The sequence below is a fragment of the Azospirillum sp. UENF 111221 genome (assembly GCF_058780625.1).
The window spans coordinates 667,885-684,910 of sequence record NZ_JBSNCH010000005.1; the positions used below are offsets into that span (position 1 = coordinate 667,885).

Annotated in this window: 17 protein-coding genes; 8 read left to right on the forward strand and 9 right to left on the reverse strand. The window is 65.2% G+C overall.

Annotated elements, in window-relative coordinates; translation table 11 throughout:
- Positions 1–8: 8 nt before the first annotated feature.
- Together ACWPN3_RS17570 and ACWPN3_RS17575 are read right to left on the reverse strand one after the other, a co-directional pair.
- Entirely contained in the window at positions 9–1,520 is a 1,512-nt protein-coding gene (locus tag ACWPN3_RS17570) for a TRAP transporter large permease (RefSeq protein ID WP_109446416.1), read from the reverse strand.
- A 20-nt stretch (positions 1,521–1,540) separates the two neighbouring features.
- Positions 1,541–2,080 carry a TRAP transporter small permease subunit gene (locus ACWPN3_RS17575; protein ID WP_109446418.1) on the reverse strand — a complete coding sequence of 180 codons (540 nt, stop codon included), beginning with the start codon at positions 2,078–2,080 and terminating at the stop codon, positions 1,541–1,543.
- Positions 2,081–2,591: 511 nt separating this feature from the next.
- Here ACWPN3_RS17575 and ACWPN3_RS17580 point away from each other — a divergent pair.
- Positions 2,592–4,283 (forward strand): methyl-accepting chemotaxis protein, encoded by a 1,692-nt coding sequence (locus ACWPN3_RS17580; protein ID WP_492240638.1) that lies wholly within the window; start codon positions 2,592–2,594, stop codon positions 4,281–4,283.
- A gap of 59 nt (positions 4,284–4,342) precedes the next feature.
- On the opposite strand, the gene ACWPN3_RS17585 is transcribed toward ACWPN3_RS17580, so the two are convergent.
- From ACWPN3_RS17585 to ACWPN3_RS17600, 4 genes are all read right to left on the reverse strand, one after another.
- Positions 4,343–5,083, reverse strand: a complete 741-nt coding sequence (locus ACWPN3_RS17585) for an arginyltransferase (RefSeq protein WP_492261629.1) — start codon at positions 5,081–5,083, stop codon at positions 4,343–4,345.
- A gap of 70 nt (positions 5,084–5,153) precedes the next feature.
- Positions 5,154–6,131, reverse strand: coding sequence for an alpha-E domain-containing protein (locus ACWPN3_RS17590; RefSeq protein ID WP_109445340.1), 978 nt, complete (start codon positions 6,129–6,131; stop codon positions 5,154–5,156).
- Complete coding sequence (locus ACWPN3_RS17595; RefSeq protein WP_247872903.1) at positions 6,128–7,510, reverse strand: circularly permuted type 2 ATP-grasp protein; 1,383 nt, start codon at positions 7,508–7,510, stop codon at positions 6,128–6,130. The genes ACWPN3_RS17590 and ACWPN3_RS17595 overlap by 4 nt, the downstream gene beginning before the upstream one ends.
- Positions 7,511–7,767: 257 nt before the next feature.
- Positions 7,768–8,934 carry a flagellar motor protein MotB gene (locus tag ACWPN3_RS17600; RefSeq protein WP_492261630.1) on the reverse strand — a complete coding sequence of 389 codons (1,167 nt, stop codon included), beginning with the start codon at positions 8,932–8,934 and terminating at the stop codon, positions 7,768–7,770.
- A gap of 344 nt (positions 8,935–9,278) precedes the next feature.
- Here ACWPN3_RS17600 and ACWPN3_RS17605 point away from each other — a divergent pair, with 344 nt between their 5' ends.
- On the forward strand, positions 9,279–9,770 hold the full coding sequence (locus ACWPN3_RS17605; protein ID WP_109445343.1) for a flavin reductase family protein: 492 nt from the start codon (positions 9,279–9,281) through the stop codon (positions 9,768–9,770).
- Positions 9,771–9,794: 24 nt separating this feature from the next.
- Here ACWPN3_RS17605 and ACWPN3_RS17610 read toward each other — a convergent pair whose 3' ends face one another.
- Genes ACWPN3_RS17610 through ACWPN3_RS17620 form a run of 3 tightly spaced genes read right to left on the reverse strand, consistent with a single transcriptional unit; the run spans position 9,795 to position 11,109 of the window.
- Entirely contained in the window at positions 9,795–10,079 is a 285-nt protein-coding gene (locus ACWPN3_RS17610) for a DUF1488 family protein (protein ID WP_492240640.1), read from the reverse strand.
- 21 nt (positions 10,080–10,100) lie between these two features.
- Positions 10,101–10,760: a DUF6134 family protein gene (locus ACWPN3_RS17615; RefSeq protein ID WP_492240641.1), complete on the reverse strand. Its 660-nt coding sequence runs from the start codon at positions 10,758–10,760 to the stop codon at positions 10,101–10,103.
- A 46-nt stretch (positions 10,761–10,806) separates the two neighbouring features.
- Positions 10,807–11,109, reverse strand: coding sequence for an SCP2 sterol-binding domain-containing protein (locus tag ACWPN3_RS17620; RefSeq protein WP_174471972.1), 303 nt, complete (start codon positions 11,107–11,109; stop codon positions 10,807–10,809).
- A gap of 170 nt (positions 11,110–11,279) precedes the next feature.
- Here ACWPN3_RS17620 and ACWPN3_RS17625 point away from each other — a divergent pair, with 170 nt between their 5' ends.
- From ACWPN3_RS17625 to ACWPN3_RS17650, 6 genes are all read left to right on the forward strand, one after another.
- Positions 11,280–13,025: a long-chain-fatty-acid--CoA ligase gene (locus ACWPN3_RS17625; RefSeq protein WP_492261631.1), complete on the forward strand. Its 1,746-nt coding sequence runs from the start codon at positions 11,280–11,282 to the stop codon at positions 13,023–13,025.
- 126 nt (positions 13,026–13,151) lie between these two features.
- The gene (locus tag ACWPN3_RS17630) at positions 13,152–13,544 is read left to right on the forward strand and encodes a MerR family transcriptional regulator (protein ID WP_109445348.1); all 393 of its coding nucleotides are present in this window, start codon (positions 13,152–13,154) and stop codon (positions 13,542–13,544) included.
- A 325-nt stretch (positions 13,545–13,869) separates the two neighbouring features.
- A complete protein-coding gene (locus ACWPN3_RS17635) occupies positions 13,870–14,211 on the forward strand; it encodes a thioesterase family protein (RefSeq protein ID WP_492261632.1) in 342 nt (113 codons plus the stop codon).
- Between the two features lie 39 nt (positions 14,212–14,250).
- Positions 14,251–15,000 (forward strand): electron transfer flavoprotein subunit beta/FixA family protein, encoded by a 750-nt coding sequence (locus tag ACWPN3_RS17640; protein ID WP_492240644.1) that lies wholly within the window; start codon positions 14,251–14,253, stop codon positions 14,998–15,000.
- A gap of 16 nt (positions 15,001–15,016) precedes the next feature.
- Positions 15,017–15,964 (forward strand): electron transfer flavoprotein subunit alpha/FixB family protein, encoded by a 948-nt coding sequence (locus tag ACWPN3_RS17645; protein ID WP_492240645.1) that lies wholly within the window; start codon positions 15,017–15,019, stop codon positions 15,962–15,964.
- Positions 15,965–16,072: 108 nt separating this feature from the next.
- On the forward strand, positions 16,073–16,963 hold the full coding sequence (locus tag ACWPN3_RS17650) for a VOC family protein (protein ID WP_492240646.1): 891 nt from the start codon (positions 16,073–16,075) through the stop codon (positions 16,961–16,963).
- The last annotated feature ends 63 nt before the right edge of the window (positions 16,964–17,026 follow it).

The window sequence follows — 17,026 nt, forward strand, 5'->3', positions numbered from 1 at the left end:
GCTTCCCACTACTTGCCCTGAAGCTGCTTCATGATGTCGTCCGCCGGGCTCTGCTCCGATTGGCCAGGAGCGCCGAAGGGCGGAGCCACATCCTGATTGTCGAAGGCCGGAATCTCGATCTTCACGTCGTTCAGGTTGATCACCGGTCCCTTGTCGCGGCCGGCATCGACCAACTGCGGGAAGCCGATGACGAGACCGACCATGATGATCTGGATGATCACGAAGGGCACCGCACCCCAGTAGATCTGGCCGGTGGTGATCTTCCCGATCTTCCTGCCGGTGACCTTGTCGATGTAGTCCATCTTCGGCGCCACCGACCGCAGGAAGAACAGCGCGAAGCCGAAGGGCGGATGCATGAAGCTGGTCTGCATGTTGACGCCCAGCAGGACACCGAACCAGATCAGGTCGATGCCAAGCTTGTCCGCCACCGGTCCCAGCAGGGGGACGATGATGAAGGCCAGCTCGAAGAAATCGAGGAAGAAGGCCAGGACGAAGACCAGGATGTTGCAGACGATCAGGAAGCCCAGCTCGCCGCCCGGCAGGCCGATCAGCAGATGCTCCACCCAGAGGTCGCCGTTGACGGCACGGAACACCAGGCCGAACACGGTCGAGCCGATCAGGATGAACACCACGAAGGACGACAGCTTGGCAGTCGCGTCCATCGCCTGACGCATCAGGTCCCAGCCGAGTTGCCGCTTGGCCAGCGCCAGCAGGATGGCGCCGGCGGCCCCCATGGCGCCGCCCTCCGTCGGGGTGGCGATGCCGATGAAGATGGTGCCCAGCACCAGGAAGATCAGAACCAGCGGCGGAACCAGCGAGGTGATAACCCGCAGCAGCAGCTTGCCGCCGCGCAGCGTACGGGCTTCCGGCGGCAGGGCCGGAACCATCTCCGGCTTGATGATGCTGGTCAGCAGGATGTAGCCGGCATAGAGCGCGGTCAGCACCAGGCCGGGGATCAGGGCGCCGGCATACATGTCGCCGACCGACCGGCCAAGCTGGTCGGCCAGCACGATCAGCACCAGCGACGGCGGAATGATCTGGGCCAGCGTGCCCGACGCCGCAATGACGCCCGACGCGATCCGGCGGTCATAGCCGTAGCGCAGCATGATCGGCAGCGAGATCAGACCCATGGAGATGACCGAGGCCGCGACCACGCCGGTGGTCGCCGCCAGCAGCGCGCCGACGAAGATCACCGCATAGGCCAGTCCGCCGCGGATCGGACCGAACAGTTGCCCGATGGTGTCGAGCAGATCCTCGGCCATCCCGGATCGCTCCAGAATCAGGCCCATGAAGGTGAAGAAGGGAATCGCCAGCAGCGTGTCGTTGCGCATGATGCCGAACACGCGTTCCGGCAGCGCCTGCATCAGCGCCGGGGTCAGCAGACCCAGCTCAATGCCGATCAGGCCGAACACCAGACCGTTGGCCGCCAGGGCGAAGGCGACCGGAAATCCCATCAACAGGAAAATCACCAGGGCGCCGAACATGACCGGCGCCAAATTGGCGGATATGAACTCTACCATCTGGGGGGCGCTCCCGGTCCTTAGGAATGGCTGTGCATCTTCTCGCCGGGCTCGTCACGATGGCCGGTGAGGAAGGCGATGCGCTTGATCAGTTCCGACACACCCTGTGCGGTGAGCAGGAAGAAGCCGACCGGGATCAAAAGCTTCGCGGGCCAGCGGATCAGGCCGCCGGCATCGCTCGACATTTCGTTGGTGTGGAAGCTGTCCCAGAACATCGGAAGCGACAGCTTCAGGATCAGGATCGTCATCGGGAACATGAAGACCAGGATGCCGAAGATGTCGACCCAGGCCTGGACGCGGCGGGAGAAACGCCCCAGCACGATGTCGATGCGAATGTGTTCGTTGCGCAGGAAGGTGTAGCCGGCGCACAGCAGGAACACCGCCGCGAACAGGTACCATTGCAGCTCCAGCCAGGCATTGGAGCTGATGTTGAAGGCATAGCGGATGACCGCGTTGACCGAGCTGACCACCACGGCGACCAGCACAAGCCAGTAGGCGAGCTTTCCGATGCCTTCGTTCACGGCATCGATCAGCCCGCTTAGTCTGAGCAGACCTCTCAAAGGAGAAACCTCCCTGTTGCGGGGGCGCGGCCTTCGCCGTCCCCTTTTGCTTTTGTTGCAGCCGCATAGGCACGGCAGGTCGCAACCCTCTCTCGTTCGGAGGGTATATCAAAAGATAGGATTTGAAGGGACTATTCCTTTCCCGCCCTCCAGCGGCAAGGGCTACGTTGGAGCTACGTATAATCCCGTAGATCTCTGTCTTCCAAGTTGGGGCCGGACCGTGTCCAAGGCACGGAAACCGCAGGCGTTTTGCAAAATGCAATCCGCATATTGCCAAATCGCGATAATCCAAGACGCATCCCGTGATCAAGGGAAGCAGATAGAATATTGGATTCAAACAATATTTGATCCACAGGCATTGCAATGCCTTGTGGCGCGCCTTTTGCTCAATTTGCGGAGAAGGCGAGCGCACACGCCTCACTTCCGTAAGGGTTGAGAATCCAGGCGAACCAGACCCTCTTATTCGGACGAAATGAAGGTCGAGAGAAACCTCAGATCAGGAGCACCAGCCATGGCATTGATTTCGAACATTTCAGTTAAGTCACGGACGATTCTTGCGATCCTAATCCTTCTGCTATGCACGGCTGGTCTCGGCGTCTTTTCTTTGACCAAGCTCTCGACAATCAACGAAGAAGCCGCTGATGTACGCGACAATTGGCTGCCATCGGTCTCAGCAATTTCCAGACTTTACACAACCTTTGACTACTATCGCACATTGGAAGGCGCTCATCTGATCGCATCCACCGATGACGATATTAGGAGTGAGGATAAGGCGCTTCTGGAAATCGCCGACAGGATCGAACAGCGGCGGATGGACTACCAAAAGCTTTTGACACCGGGCTGGGAAACCGAGACCTACCAGAAATTCGTCACGAGCTATCAAACCTACATGAAAATCAGCCGGGAGCAGCTTCTGCCGTTGTCGCGCAAGAACGACAATGATGGTGCCGGCGCCATATATCGTGGTTCGTCGCGGGATGAGTTCCGGACCTCCAAAGATATTCTTCAGTCTCTGATGGACTTCAACACAGCGGAAGGCAAACGTGCGGCCGACCGCGGTGAACAGGTCTACCAAACCAGCAAGCTGTGGGTCACCGGCATCCTTGTGCTGGTCGTTGTCATCTGCGCAGGCGTGGCCTGGATGATAGTCAGCACGGTGATCCGCCCGATTCAGGAGATCACGTCGATGATGGGGCGCCTTGCCGACCGCGACATGACAGTTTCCATCGACGGGACCGGTCGTGGCGACGAGTTGGGCGCCATGGCACGCGCGGTCCAGGTGTTCAAGGACAACATGGTCGAGGCCGACCGCCTCGCTGCCGTCGAAGCCGCCGAACAGCAGGCCAAGACACGCCGCGCCCAAGCCATCGAGCAATTGCTCACCGGCTTTGAGAACTCGTCGTCCACCGCTTTGCGCACCGTGGCAGCGGCCGCTTCCGAACTGGACGCCACCGCGCACAGCATGTCGGCGATGGCGCAGCAGACCAGCACCCAGGCCACCGTCGTGGCGTCGGCCGCTGAACAGACCAGCGCCAATGTCCAGACCGTCGCCACCGCCACCGAAGAGATGGCCAGTTCCATCCGCGAGATCGGCACCCAGATCGCCCGCTCCGCCGACATCGCCGGCAAGGCGGTGAGCGAAGCCGGCCAAACCAGCGACGCGGTCCGCAGCCTCGCCGAAGCCGCGCAGAAGATCGGCGAGGTGGTCGGCCTGATCACCGACATCGCAAGTCAGACCAACCTGCTCGCCTTGAACGCCACCATCGAGGCAGCACGGGCCGGTGAAGCCGGCAAGGGCTTTGCGGTGGTTGCAAGCGAGGTGAAGAGCCTTGCCGGCCAGACCGCCAAGGCGACGGAGGAGATCGCCAGCCAGATCGGCGCCATCCAGCAGACGACGCAGGGTGTCGTGACGGCGATCACCGGCATCGGCGGCACCATCGGCAGCATCAACGACATCACCACCGCCATCGCTGCCGCCATCGAGGAGCAGGGTGCCGCGACCAACGAGATCTCCCGCAACGTCCAGCAGGCCGCAGCCGGGACGCAGGAAGTGACTGGAAGCATCGTTCAGGTGACGCAGGCGGCAGGCGAGGCCGGCGACGCTGCCGGTCAGGTGCTGAGCGCCGCCGGTGACCTGTCCCAGCAGGCGGAACTGATGCGCCGGGATGTCGAAAAGTTCCTGAGCGACATCAAGGCCGCCTGACGGCAGGTGTCAAAGGACATCGCCGCCGAAACGGACGCCGGCGATGTCCTTACTCCGCGTCACCGTCGGGCACGATGTCGAACTCGGCGCCAGCCATCCTCACCCAGGCATTCCAGCGGGTGGAACTTCGCCTTGTAGGCCATCTTGCGGCTGTGGGCGATCCAATAACCCAGGTAGACATAGGGCATGCCAGCCAGCCGCGCCCGTTCGATCAGGCCCAGGATCAGGAAGGTGCCCAGGCTGCGGCGATCCTGGGCCGCGTCGTAGAAGCTGTAGACCGCAGAATAGCCGTCCGACAGCCGATCGGTCAGCATGCAGCCAACCAGCTGTCCACGCTCGTCGCGCGCCTCCAGCAGGTTGGTGTCCGCCCTGCCCTCGTCGACCATGGCGGCGAAATCGCCCATCGCCATGCGGGCCATGTCCGAGTCGCCATGCCGGGAATTCTGGTACAGAGAGAACAGCCGGTACTGCTCCGACGTGGCGTAGGCCGGCCTTTCGCTCAGCGTCACCCCGTCATTCAGCTTCAGCACCCGGCGCTGCGACCGCGTCGGCACGAAATCCGAGACCGGCACGCGCACCGGCACGCAGGCTTGGCAGTTGGGGCAGACCGGGCGATAGATGATGTCGTGGCTGCGGCGAAAGCCGGCCCGCGACAGGGTGGAGTTCACCTCGGTCGCATAGGGACCGATCAGGCGGGTGAACAGCTTGCGCTCCACACGTCCGGGCAGATAGGGGCAGGGCATCGGCCCCGACCGGAAGAATTGCTGCAATGGACGCTGCGGCGGCTGGATGACCGACATTCTGAGCGACAACCACCACGACGGTGACGAGGAGGCGGAGGAGCGCGAAGCTCCCCCGCCGGACCCGAGCTTACTGCGACTGGCTCTGAACTGCCAGAGGAGGCTGGACGCCGAAGAAGGCTTGCGCGATCTCCGTGGTGACGACGCTCAGCTGCAGCTGTATCCAGTCGAGGTACTCGTGCAGCCCGTCGCGCAGCACCGCATCGATCGGACGGGACAGCAGGGCGGCCAGCAACTCGTCCACCCGCTCCATCGCCGCCGACCCGCCGCGCAGATCGTAGCGCGAGCGCATCCGCGTCAGCACGCCGTCGATCTGCCGCACGCACATCACCACCGAGCGCGGGAACCCCTCGTTGAACAGCATGAAGCCGGCGACGGTGGCCGGCGACATGCCGCGGGGATAGACCCGGCGGAAGGCGTGATAGCCGGCGGTGCAGCGCAGGACCGTCGTCCACTGGCTGACGTCCAGGGTGGAACCGACCTCCACCGGCGACGGAAGCAGTGTGTGGTACTTGATGTCGAGCAGGCGCGTTGTCTGGTCCGCCCGCTCGATATACTTGCCCATCTGATAGAAGTACCAGCCCTGGTCGCGGTAGAAGGTGCCCTCGGTGATGCCGGTGTGGGTCTGGCACTCTTCCTTGATCCAGGTGCAGACCTTGGACAGGTTCTGTGTCGCCACGTCCTTGACCGACATCTCCAGCAGCTTGTTGTGGAACACGTTGATCTGCGTCCACATCTCCGTCGAGATCCAGGGGCGCAGCGTCCGCGCGTTCTCCCGGGCCATCCGCAGCATCGACAGCAGCGAATTCCGGTTCTGCGGATCGAACATGTAATAGTGGATCACCGCCTCCGCCGTTGGGCGGTCATGGCGGCTGAAGAAGTCCTTCTCGTCGGCGTTCAGCTGGACGATGGAGAACCAGTTGGTGGCCCCGCGGGTGTCGCGCGCGAAGGTCTCGTGCACGTCGAGGATGCGAGCGAGATTCTCGGCCCGCTCCATGTAACGGGCCATCCAGAAAATGCACTCGGCGTAACGGGACAGCAGGTTCATGCCGCACCACCTTCCAGAACCCAGGTGTCCTTCGAGCCGCCGCCCTGGGACGAATTGACGATCAGCGTGCCCTTCTTCAACGCCACGCGCGACAGGCCGCCGGGCAGGACCCAGCTGCTCTTGCCGGTGATGGCGAAGGGGCGGAGATCGACGTGGCGCGGTTCGATGGCGTCGTCGCAGACGGTCGGGCACACCGACAGGTCGACGACCGGCTGGCTGATGTAGTTGGACGGATCGGCCAGCAGCTTGGCCCGGCAATCCTCCAGTTCCGCCCTGCTGGCGCGCGGGCCGATGGTGATGCCGTAGCCACCGGCCTCGCCCACCGGCTTCACCACCAGATCGGCCAGATTGTCGAGCGTGTATTGCAGGGCATCCGGCTCGCGGCAGATGCGGGTGTCGACGTTGGGGATGATCGGATCCTGGTCCAGGTAATATTTGATCATCCGCGGCACGTAGCAGTAGACCGCCTTGTCGTCGGCGACGCCGGTGCCGATAGCGTTCGCCAGCGCGACGTTGCCCTTGCGGTAGGCCTCCAGGATGCCGGGCACGCCCAGCAGGCTGTCGGGGTTGAAGGCCTTGGGATCGAGGAAGGCATCGTCCAGCCGGCGGTAGATCGAATGGACCGGGGCCAGGCCGTTGGTCGTCTTCATGAAGACGCGGTCGTTGTCGACCACGAGGTCGCGGCCCTCGACCAGCGGCACACCCATCTCGCGCGCCAGGAAGATATGCTCGAAATAGGCGGAGTTGTAGGTGCCCGGCGACAGCAGGACCACCTGCGGATCGTCGACCGGCGCGATCTCCACCATGGCGTCCAGCAGCTTGTGGCCGTAATTGTCCACCGGCCGGATGCCGATGTCCTGCATCAGGTCGGGGAAGACCCGCTGCATCATGTGGCGGTTCTCCACGACATAGGAGACGCCGGACGGAACGCGGCCGTTGTCCTCCAGCACGCGGAAGGTGCCGTGGCGGTCGCGCACCAGATCGGTGCCCATGATGTGGATGTAGGTGTTGAAGGGAACGTCCAGCCCGATCATCTGCGGGCGGAAATTATGGTTCCCTTCGACCAGATCCCGGGGGATCACCCCGTCCTTCAGGATCTTCTGGTCGTGATAGATATCGTGCAGGAACAGGTTCAGCGCGGTGACCCGCTGCTTGACGCCCGCCTCCAGATGCTTCCATTCCGGTGCGGAGATCACCCGCGGGATGACGTCGAACGGCAGGATGCGGTCGACGGCGTCCTTGTCGGAATAGACGATGAATGTGATGCCGAGATTGTAAAGCTCCCGCTCCGCATCCTGCGCGCGGCGGCGCAGTTCATCGAAATCGAGTGCGGCCAGCCTTTGGCGGATGAGCGCCGTATGTTCGGCCGGCAAATCCATGGCTCCGAACAACTCGTCGAAGTACAGGCCAGGATTGTATGATGACAACAGGTCGGACGGTTTGCCCTCGGGTACGCTCACAGACTCCCCCGCGCTTGTATCTGACCGATCATCGCGGGCCGGGCGGCATCGCCCCGGCCATGTCGCATTGTGCAGGAAGTATGACGCATCGCCGCGCGCTTTGAACAGGGCAAACGCGCGTACCGTTGTGCGACGCAGTGACAAAGCAAGAATTCGGACGCGAACGCTTCCGGAAATTAGCGCCAAAGTACCGGCGGTGCAGAAGTCTTATCGTGCTTTGGTGGGGGCACCGCCGCCGCCGGACTGGCCGCCGGCCGAAGGCGCCGCCTGGGTCTCGCGCAGCAGGACCATGGTGATGCGCCGGTTGCGCGGGCTGTTGGGCTGATCGGCGACAAGCGGGTCGCGGTCGGCCTTGCCGACGACGTCCTGGATTCGCGTCGGATCGATGCCGCCGGCCAGCAAGGCGCGGCGGGTGGCGTTTGCCCGCTCGGTCGACAATCCCAGTTGTCGCGGCCGGAGCCGGCGGGGAACGGCGAACTGTCGGTATGGCCGCTGATCGACAGCTTGTTGGGCAGCTTGGACAGCGCCTTCGCCACCTGCTGCACCAGCTGGCGGGTTTGTGGGTACATCTGGCCGGAACCGCCGGGGAACATCGACACGCGGTCCTGATCGACGATCTGGATGCGCAGCCCCTCCGGGGTCTGGTCTATCATCAGGTTCTGCGCCAGTGGTTCCAGTTCCGGCACCGACTGGATGGCCTGCCGGATCTCCGTGGCGGCCTGCTGGAACTGGCGGGCCTCCTTGGCGGCGCCCTGGAGGCTGTCCATCGCCTCCTTCACCCGCTCTCCGAAGTCGGACAGCTTTTCGCCGGGCTTCTGGCCGGGGATGCCCAACTGCTTGGCCATCTCCTCCATCCGCTTCTGGAATTCGGCGCGGGTTTCGTTCGGCTTCTGGTCGGCGACGTCGGCGTCGGGTGCCGCACCGCTGGCCGACTTGCCGGGACCGGTGCCCTGGCCGGGGCCGGAGGTCGATTCGGTCGGGTCGTCGGCATCCTCGGTCTGCTGCGCCGAATAGCCCGGCGGCCCGGACACCGGCACGTCCGCCGACATCGGCGAGCTGGGAGAGACCTGCGCCCCAGGCACGGTTATGGTCTTGCCGCCCAGCATGCCGCCGGAGCCGGACTGCTCGCGGCTGACCGAGACCGGCGAGAAATAGTCGGCGATGCCCTTGCGCTGATCCGAGGTGGTGACGTTCAGCAGCCACAGCAGCAGGAAGAAGGCCATCATCGCGGTGACGAAGTCGGCATAGGCCACCTTCCACGCGCCACCATGGTGGCCGCCGTGCCCGCCCTTCTTCTTCTTGATGATGATCGGCCGCTCGTCGCCGCCGGAATTCCCGCTCATGCCCTGGCCGTGGCGAATGGTTCACAGCCCGAAGGCCGATTTCCCGTATGCGATTTCTGGGCGCGGCGCCGCGGTGAAAGCAGCGGCCGGCCACTGCGGCAGAACCCTGACCGGGTTTCATTAGAATCCGTTTAACGACGTTGTCGGGGCCGGAGATGCCGTGGAGATGCAACGGAGGTGAGGTGGAGATGCGGCTTGCACCGGGTGACGTGCTGGATTAATTCCCGGTATTTCCTACCTTGTGTGTCACCTTCACCGCCACCGGAGGCGTGTGCCCCACGCCGGCCCTCCTGCCCACGCTGCTCCTCCACCCTGCCCCATCCAGGCCCACACGACAGGACGTCATGATCACCGACCAGCCGATCGATCCCCTTGCGTTCCGTTCCGCCCTCGGCTGCTTCGCGACCGGGATCGCCGTCATCACGACCATCGCGCCCGACGGGCTGCCGCTGGGGGTCACGGTGAATTCCTTCTCGTCCGTGTCGCTCGACCCGCCGCTGGTGCAGTTCTGCCTGGGCCGCGCCGCGATGTCCTTCGAGGCATTCAAGCTCGCTCCGCATTTCGCGGTGAACATCCTGGCCGCCGATCAGGAGGAGCTGTCCAACCGCTTCTCCCGCCGCGACCTGCAGGAGCGCTGGACCGGCCTGGAGACGACCACCGGCCGCGGCGGCGTGCGCCTGCTGACCGGCTGCCTCGCCACGCTGGAATGCGACCGCGAGCATCTGCTGGACGGCGGCGACCATGTCATCGTGCTGGGCCGCGTCCGCAAGCTGACCTCGCGCGACAGCGGCGACCCGCTGCTGTATTTCCGCGGCCGCTACGCCCGCCTGGGCTGAGCGCGTTTCTCAGCCGGCCGCGACCTACCCCGCCGCGCGGTGCAGGTCGCGGCCGGTGAGGTGGATGTTGGCATCGGGGTCGAGCGCGCGGGACATGATCCGCTGCTCCGTCGCCCGCTCGAACAGCGGACGGTTCATGCAGACCTGCTGAACCGCCTCGTCCGGCTTGGGCGTGTGGCCGACGATGCCCTGCAAGGTGCGGCGGGTGACGAAGACCCGGCCCTGATACTCCCCGACCTGCACCGCAAATTCCACGGCGTCGGCCTCCTCGTTCCAGATGGGGTCGTCGGGAAACAGGAAGATGGGCATCGGGTCCTCAATCGGCGTGAATCACTTCAGGACATAGGTGATATCATAGCCGCTGCGTTTGAAGCGGGTCTTCAGCAGCGTGCCGTCCGCCGCATACCAAAGATCGCGTTCCACATCGCCCTCGATGCGGTGATGGGCGGCCTCCAGCGCCTTGCCGCCGGCTTCCACCGTCTCCGCCCCGACCTTGCGCGCCGCCACCTTGTAGGGCGCCGCATCGATCACCGACAGCAACTCCCTGTGCTTCAGCACATCCGGCGTCCACAGGGTCAGCGGCAGGACGCCGGCCGGCACCTGCTGGACCTTGCCGTCCACCGTCAGGCGATAGCCGCCGGCATCGCGCGCCATCTCGATCTTGTGCGGCGTGCCGTCATCGTCGGTGGTGGCGGTCATCGATTCGAGCACCGCGCCCTTCCACATCTCCTCCCGCTTGTGGTCGTAGCGGAAGTTGATGAACAGCACCTTCACCCGCGTGGTGGCGGTGACGGTGACCCTGGTGCGGTCGCCCCCCTGGGGCTCGATCTTCACCTGCTCGCTGCCGATGGGATCCTCGCCCATCAGGATCTGGTAATTCAGCGTGCGTGCCGCACCCTGCGCGCAGGCGGAGCCTGGCAGGCCGGTCAGCAAGGTGGCCGCCATCAGGGCAGCCGACAGGGTGGCGCATTTCGTGCGCGTCGTCGTCATGTGGGTTTCCTCCCGGTTGGTCTTTCTGGCGGCTCTTCCGGCCTGCTCAGTCGTCCAGCAACTGCGCCAGCTTCATCGCGACGCCCATCGAGCCCTCGACCTTCAGCTTGCCCATGGTGAAGGCCAGCATCGGGTTCAGCTTGCCGTTGATCAGCTTCTGCAGGTTCTCCGGCGAGATGCGGATGGTGCAGTCGGCCTCGGCATCCTCGCGGCTGATGCTGATCGGGCTGGCACGGCCATCGACCCGGATCACCTCGCCCTCCTTGCCCAGCAGGAAGCGGACCGAGGCGTTGAGCGAGCGCAGATCGCCGCTGCGGCTGCGCAGTTCCTGCAGAATGTCGTCGACCATGAAAGCGTGCCCTCAGGATTGTTCGTAGGACTGGCCTTGACAGTAGGCGCGCATTACGTTTACGTCAACGTCATAACGAAAGCGTTTCAGACGCCCGACGCCCCGTTTGCCGCCTTTTGGTGCAGGCTGCCAGGCGATCCGGAACGCGCCACCGCCAAGGGGAGCGAACCATGCCCGAGCCGCTTGCGCAGAGCGCCAACCTGCCCACCGCAGCCGTAGACGTTGCCGCCGATGATGCCGCCCATCCCTGGCTGACGCACTATCCGAACGGGATCGCCTGGGACCAGCAGTTCACGCCGATGCCGCTGCACATGCTGTTCGAAGAGGCGGCCGGGCGCTATGCTGATCGTCCCTGCCTGGACTTCCTGGGCCGCCGCTACAGCTATGCCGAGGTTCTGGATCTGGTGAACCGCGCCGCCCGCGGCTTCCAGGATCTCGGCGTCGGGCCGGGGGTGCGGGTGGGCCTGTGCCTGCCGAACTGCCCGACCTACGTCATCTCCTATTTTGCGGTGCTGAAGGCCGGCGGGACCGTCGTCAACTACAACCCGCTCTATGTCGAGCGGGAACTGGAGCACCAGATCACCGACTCGCAGACCGAGATCATGGTGACGCTGGACCTGAAGCAGATCTACCCGCGCGTCGCCGCGATGCTGGCGCGCACGCCGATGAAGCGCATCGTCGTCTGCCGCATGGCGACCATCCTGCCGGCGGTGAAGAAGGCGCTGTTCAGCGTGCTGAAGCGCGGCGAACTTGCCGCCGTGCCGCGCGACGACCGCCATGTCGACTTCAACAGCCTGCTGGCCAATGACGGCAAACTGCGTCCGGTGCGCATCGACGGGCTGCGCGACGTCGCCGTGCTGCAATACACCGGCGGCACCACCGGCGTGCCGAAGGGCGCGATGCTGACCCACCACAACCTGCTGTCCAACGCCAGGCAGGTGCAGGCCTGGTTCCCCACCGTGGCGCTGGGCCAGGAGCGCATGCTCGCCGTGCTGCCCTTCTTCCATGTCTTCGCCATGACGGTGGTGCTGAACATGGGGCTGGCCTGCGGTGCGGAACTGATCATGCTGCCGCGGTTCGAGACCGAGCAGGTCCTGAAGACCATCGCCAAGCGCAAGCCGACTCTCGTCCCCGGCGTGCCCACCATGTACAAGGCGCTGCTGGGCCACCCGCAGGTCGCCCGCTATCCGATGACCTCGATCCGCTACTGCATCTCCGGCGGCGCGCCGCTGCCGATGGAACTGAAGCGCCAGTTCGAGACGGCGACCGGCTGCGTGCTGATCGAAGGCTACGGCCTGTCGGAAGCCTCGCCGGTCTGCGCCGCCAACCCGCTGAGCGGCGTCAACAAGGAAGGGTCCATCGGCCTGCCGCTGCCCGGCATCTCCATCGAGATCCGCGATCTGGAAGACCCGACCCGCAGGCTCGGCATCGGCGAGAAGGGCCAGGTGGCGATTGCCGGCCCCAACGTGATGGCCGGCTATTGGGGCCGGGCGGAGGAGAGCGACCGCACCGTGATCGACGGCTTCCTGCTGACCGGCGATGTCGGGACGATGGATGAGGACGGCTACGTCTTCCTGCTCGACCGCTTGAAGGACCTGATCATCTGCAGCGGCTACAACGTCTATCCGCGCGTGATCGAGGAAGCGATCTACCAGCATCCCGACGTCGTTGCCGCCTGCGTCATCGGCCTTCCCGACGATTATCGCGGCCAGACGCCGAAAGCCTTCGTGCAGTTGAAGCCGGGCGCCAGCATGACGGTTGAGGCGCTGCGCGACTTCCTGCGCGACAAGATCTCCCGCATCGAGATGCCGACGGCCATCGAGTTCCGCGACGAGCTGCCCAAGACCGCCGTCGGCAAGCTGTCGAAGAAGGAGCTGATCGCCGAGGCTCAACAGGCCCTGTCGAACGGAGCATGACCCCAACTTCCAGCTGCGTTGCCACCATGACATGGACGTAAAGGGAAGCCTTATCACGCGACGGCAGCTGTGCTACCAAACGGAAGGCGCACTGTGCCGAACACGAACAAAAAGGCCTTCCCAGGGATGGAACAGCTCTACACGGTCAACCAGCTTGCGGAGGAGCTGGGCATCACTCCGCGGGCCCTGCGCTTTTACGAGGTCAAGGGACTGCTGGCGCCCAACCGCGTCGGCAACAACCGGGTCTATACGAAGCGCGACCGCGCCAGGCTGAAGCTCATCCTGCGGGGCAAGCGCCTGGGCTTCTCGCTGGCGGAAATCCGCGAATATCTCGACCTCTACAACGTCAATGGCGGGGTCGAGCAACAGAAGAACCTGTTGAAGCGCGTGCAGAAACGGCTGAAGGACCTCGCCCAGCAGCGCGAGGACTTGGAAACCACCGTGCAGGAACTGCGCGACATCGAAGAGCAGGTCAACAACACCCTGGCGGAGCAGAAGTCCGCCGTGAAGGACAGCTGACCGGCCGGGCGCCCCCAGGCGCTCCGGTCGGCCCTATGAGGGGGATCGGAGCATGATGGGACAGCAATGGCTGCGGGCGGCCTGCGATGCCCTCGGGGTGAAGGGCGCGACGAATGGCGGGACGGGAGACGGGGGATGAACCTGATCTTCCGCCTGCTGACGGTTGTCGTCGCCGCCATTGTCGCCGCATGGCGCGGCCGCCGCGCCGGGCTGCTGGATCCGTCGGCGCTGCGCTTCCGGGTCTGGCCGACCGACCTCGACATCAACCTGCACATGACCAACGCGCGCTATTTCAGCGTGATGGATTCTGGGCCGCACCGACCTGATGATCCGGGTCGGGCTGGGGCCGGCGATCCTGCGCAACCGCTGGCAGCCGGTGCTGGGCGGAGCGACCATCCGCTACCGCCGCTCGCTGCGTCCGTTCCAGCGCTTCACCCTGGTCAGCCGGGTTCTGTGCTGGGACGACAAATACATCTTCATCGAACACCGCATGGAAACGCGGGGCGGGCTGGCGGCGCTGGCCGTCGTCCAGGGTGCTTTCGTCGACGCGACCGGCGTGGTCGCCCCGGCCGAGGTGCTGGCCGCACTCGGCACCACGGCGGCCTCCCCGCCGTTCCCCGATGCGGTCGCGGCTTTGCGCGGACAGGTCCTGTCCGCTGTTGCATGAGCCTTAACAAGAACACCATCCGAGAGGAGACACGTCATCATGAAGGTGCTGGTGCCCGTGAAGCGGGTCGTCGACTACAACGTCAAGATCCGGGTGAAGACCGACCAGTCCGGCGTCGAGACGTCGAACGTGAAGTTTTCGATGAACCCCTTCGACGAGATCGCCGTCGAAGAGGCGGTTCGTCTCAAGGAAGCCGGCAAGGCGACCGAGATCGTGGTGGTGTCCATCGGCCCGGCCCAGGCCCAGGAGACGCTGCGCACGGCGCTGGCCATGGGTGCCGACCGCGCCATCCTGGTGCAGACCGACGTGACGACCGAACCGCTGGCCGTCGCCAAGGTCCTCAAGGCGCTGGTCGAGAAGGAGGCCCCCAGCCTCGTCATCCTCGGCAAGCAGGCCATCGACGACGACTGCAACCAGACCGGCCAGATGCTGGCGGCGCTGCTCGGCTGGGGCCAGGGCACCTTCGCCTCGAAGATCGCCGCCGGTGACGGCACGGTCGCCGTGACGCGCGAGATCGACGGCGGGCTGGAGACGGTGAATCTCAAGCTGCCGGCGGTGGTCACCGCCGATTTGCGCCTGAACGAGCCGCGCTATGCCTCGCTGCCGAACATCATGAAGGCGAAGAAGAAGCCGCTGGAGACCGTCACGCCGGACAGCCTGGGCGTCGACGTCACGCCGCGGCTGAAGACGGTGAAGGTCGCCGAGCCGCCGAAGCGTCAGGCCGGCATCAAGGTACCGGACGTCGCCACGCTGGTCGACAAGCTCAAGACCGAAGCCCGCGTGATCTGAGGGGAATGAACTGACCATGGCCAACATTCTCGTCATCGCTGACCACGACGGCGTCTCGCTGAAGCCCGCCACGCTGAACGCCGTCACCGCCGCCGGCCAGATCTCCAAGGGGATCGGGGGCGATGTCCATATCCTGGTCGCCGGCAAGGGCGCGCGAGGTCCCGCCGAGGCAGCATCGAAGGTGGCCGGCGTCGCCAAGGTGCTGCTGGCCGACGATGCCGCCTACGAGCATCAGCTGCCGGAAGACGTCGCCCCGCTGGTGGTGTCGGTTACCAAGACTGGCTACGGCCATGTGCTGGCCGGCGCCACCTCGGTCGGCAAGAACCTCCTGCCGCGCGTCGCCGCACTGCTGGACGTCGCCGCCATCTCCGACATCACCGCCGTGGTCTCCGCCGATACGTTCGAGCGGCCGATCTACGCCGGCAACGCGATTGCCACCGTGCAGTCGGCCGATGCGGTCAAGGTGATCACCGTCCGCACCACCGCCTTCGAGACCGCAGCATCCGAAGGCGGTTCGGCCGCCGTCGAGCAGATCGCGGGTGCCGGTGCCGCCGGGCTGTCGAGCTTCGTCTCGGCCGAGCTGACCAAGTCGGAGCGTCCGGAGCTGACCGCCGCCCGCGTGGTGGTGTCGGGCGGGCGCGGCATGCAGTCGGGCGAGAACTTCCCGCTGCTGGAGGCCCTGGCCGACAAGCTGGGTGCCGCGGTCGGTGCGTCGCGCGCCGCCGTGGACGCGGGTTTCGTGCCGAACGACTATCAGGTCGGGCAAACCGGCAAGATCGTGGCGCCGGAGCTGTACATCGCCGTCGGCATCTCGGGTGCGATCCAGCATCTGGCCGGCATGAAGGACAGCAAGGTCATCGTCGCGATCAACAAGGATGAGGAAGCGCCCATCTTCCAGGTCGCCGATTACGGCCTCGTCGCGGACCTCTTCAAGGCCGTGCCGGAGCTCCAGCAAGCGCTGTGACCGAAGGGCCGGGCCTTCCGCTCGGGAAGCCCGGCCGCTTCGCGCTTGCCGCGGCGGGCCGGCTGTTCTATCGCTGGCGGAAGAGAAACCCGACAGCGGCAGGACGCCATGAGCATCGACGGCATCACCGGACTGGACCATCTGGTCATCGCGACCCGCGACCTGGACGCGGCGCGCGACGCCTACGCCCGGCTTGGCTTCACCGTGACGCCGCGCGGCCACCACACCCAGTTGAAGTCGGCCAACCACACCATCCTGTTCCCGACCGGCACCTATCTGGAGTTGCTAGGCATCGAGGAACAGAGGCCGGTCAACGCCCATTACTCCGCCTTCCTGCGTCAGCGCGAGGGCATCGCCGCCATTGCACTGAAGACGCCGGACGCCCGCGCCGCCGTCGGGCCGCTGACCGCCGCCGGCTTCCCGGTGTCGGATCCCGTCGATTTCGGCCGGCCGGTGGAGTTGCCGGGCGGCAGCCGCGATGCAACCTTCACCATCACCCAGATCGACCCGGCCACGACCCCGGCCGGCCGAATCTTCCTATGCCAGCACCACACGCCCGATCTGGTCTGGCGTCCCGACCAGCTGGAGCATGCCAACAGCGCCACCGGGCTGGAGGCGCTGGTCATCGCCGCCGCCGATCCCGATGCGGTCGCCGCGACCTATGCCACACTGCTGGGCGGCACCGTCACCGTCCGCGGCTCCGCCCGCATGGTGGTGCCGGCCGGGTCCGGTGACGGTCAGGTGCCCGTTCTGGTCGCCACGCCCGACCGCCTGCATTGGGCCTGGACCGCCGATCCCGCCTTCGCCACGGCCACCCTGCCCTTCTTCGCCGGCTTCGTCGTGCGCGTCGCCGATCCGGTGAAGGCCCAGCAGGCGTTGCAGAAAAGCAAGTTCCCGACGGTGGTCGGAGAGGGCGTGATGCGGGTCGGATCGGGCAGCGCCTGCGGCGCCATGATCGCCTTCGCCCAGGGCTTCGACCTCGACAGCCTGATACCCTGAAATTCGCGACGATTTGCGCCGAATTGGGCATAGGTCCCGCTGAATTGCTTGTGTAGTGTCCGC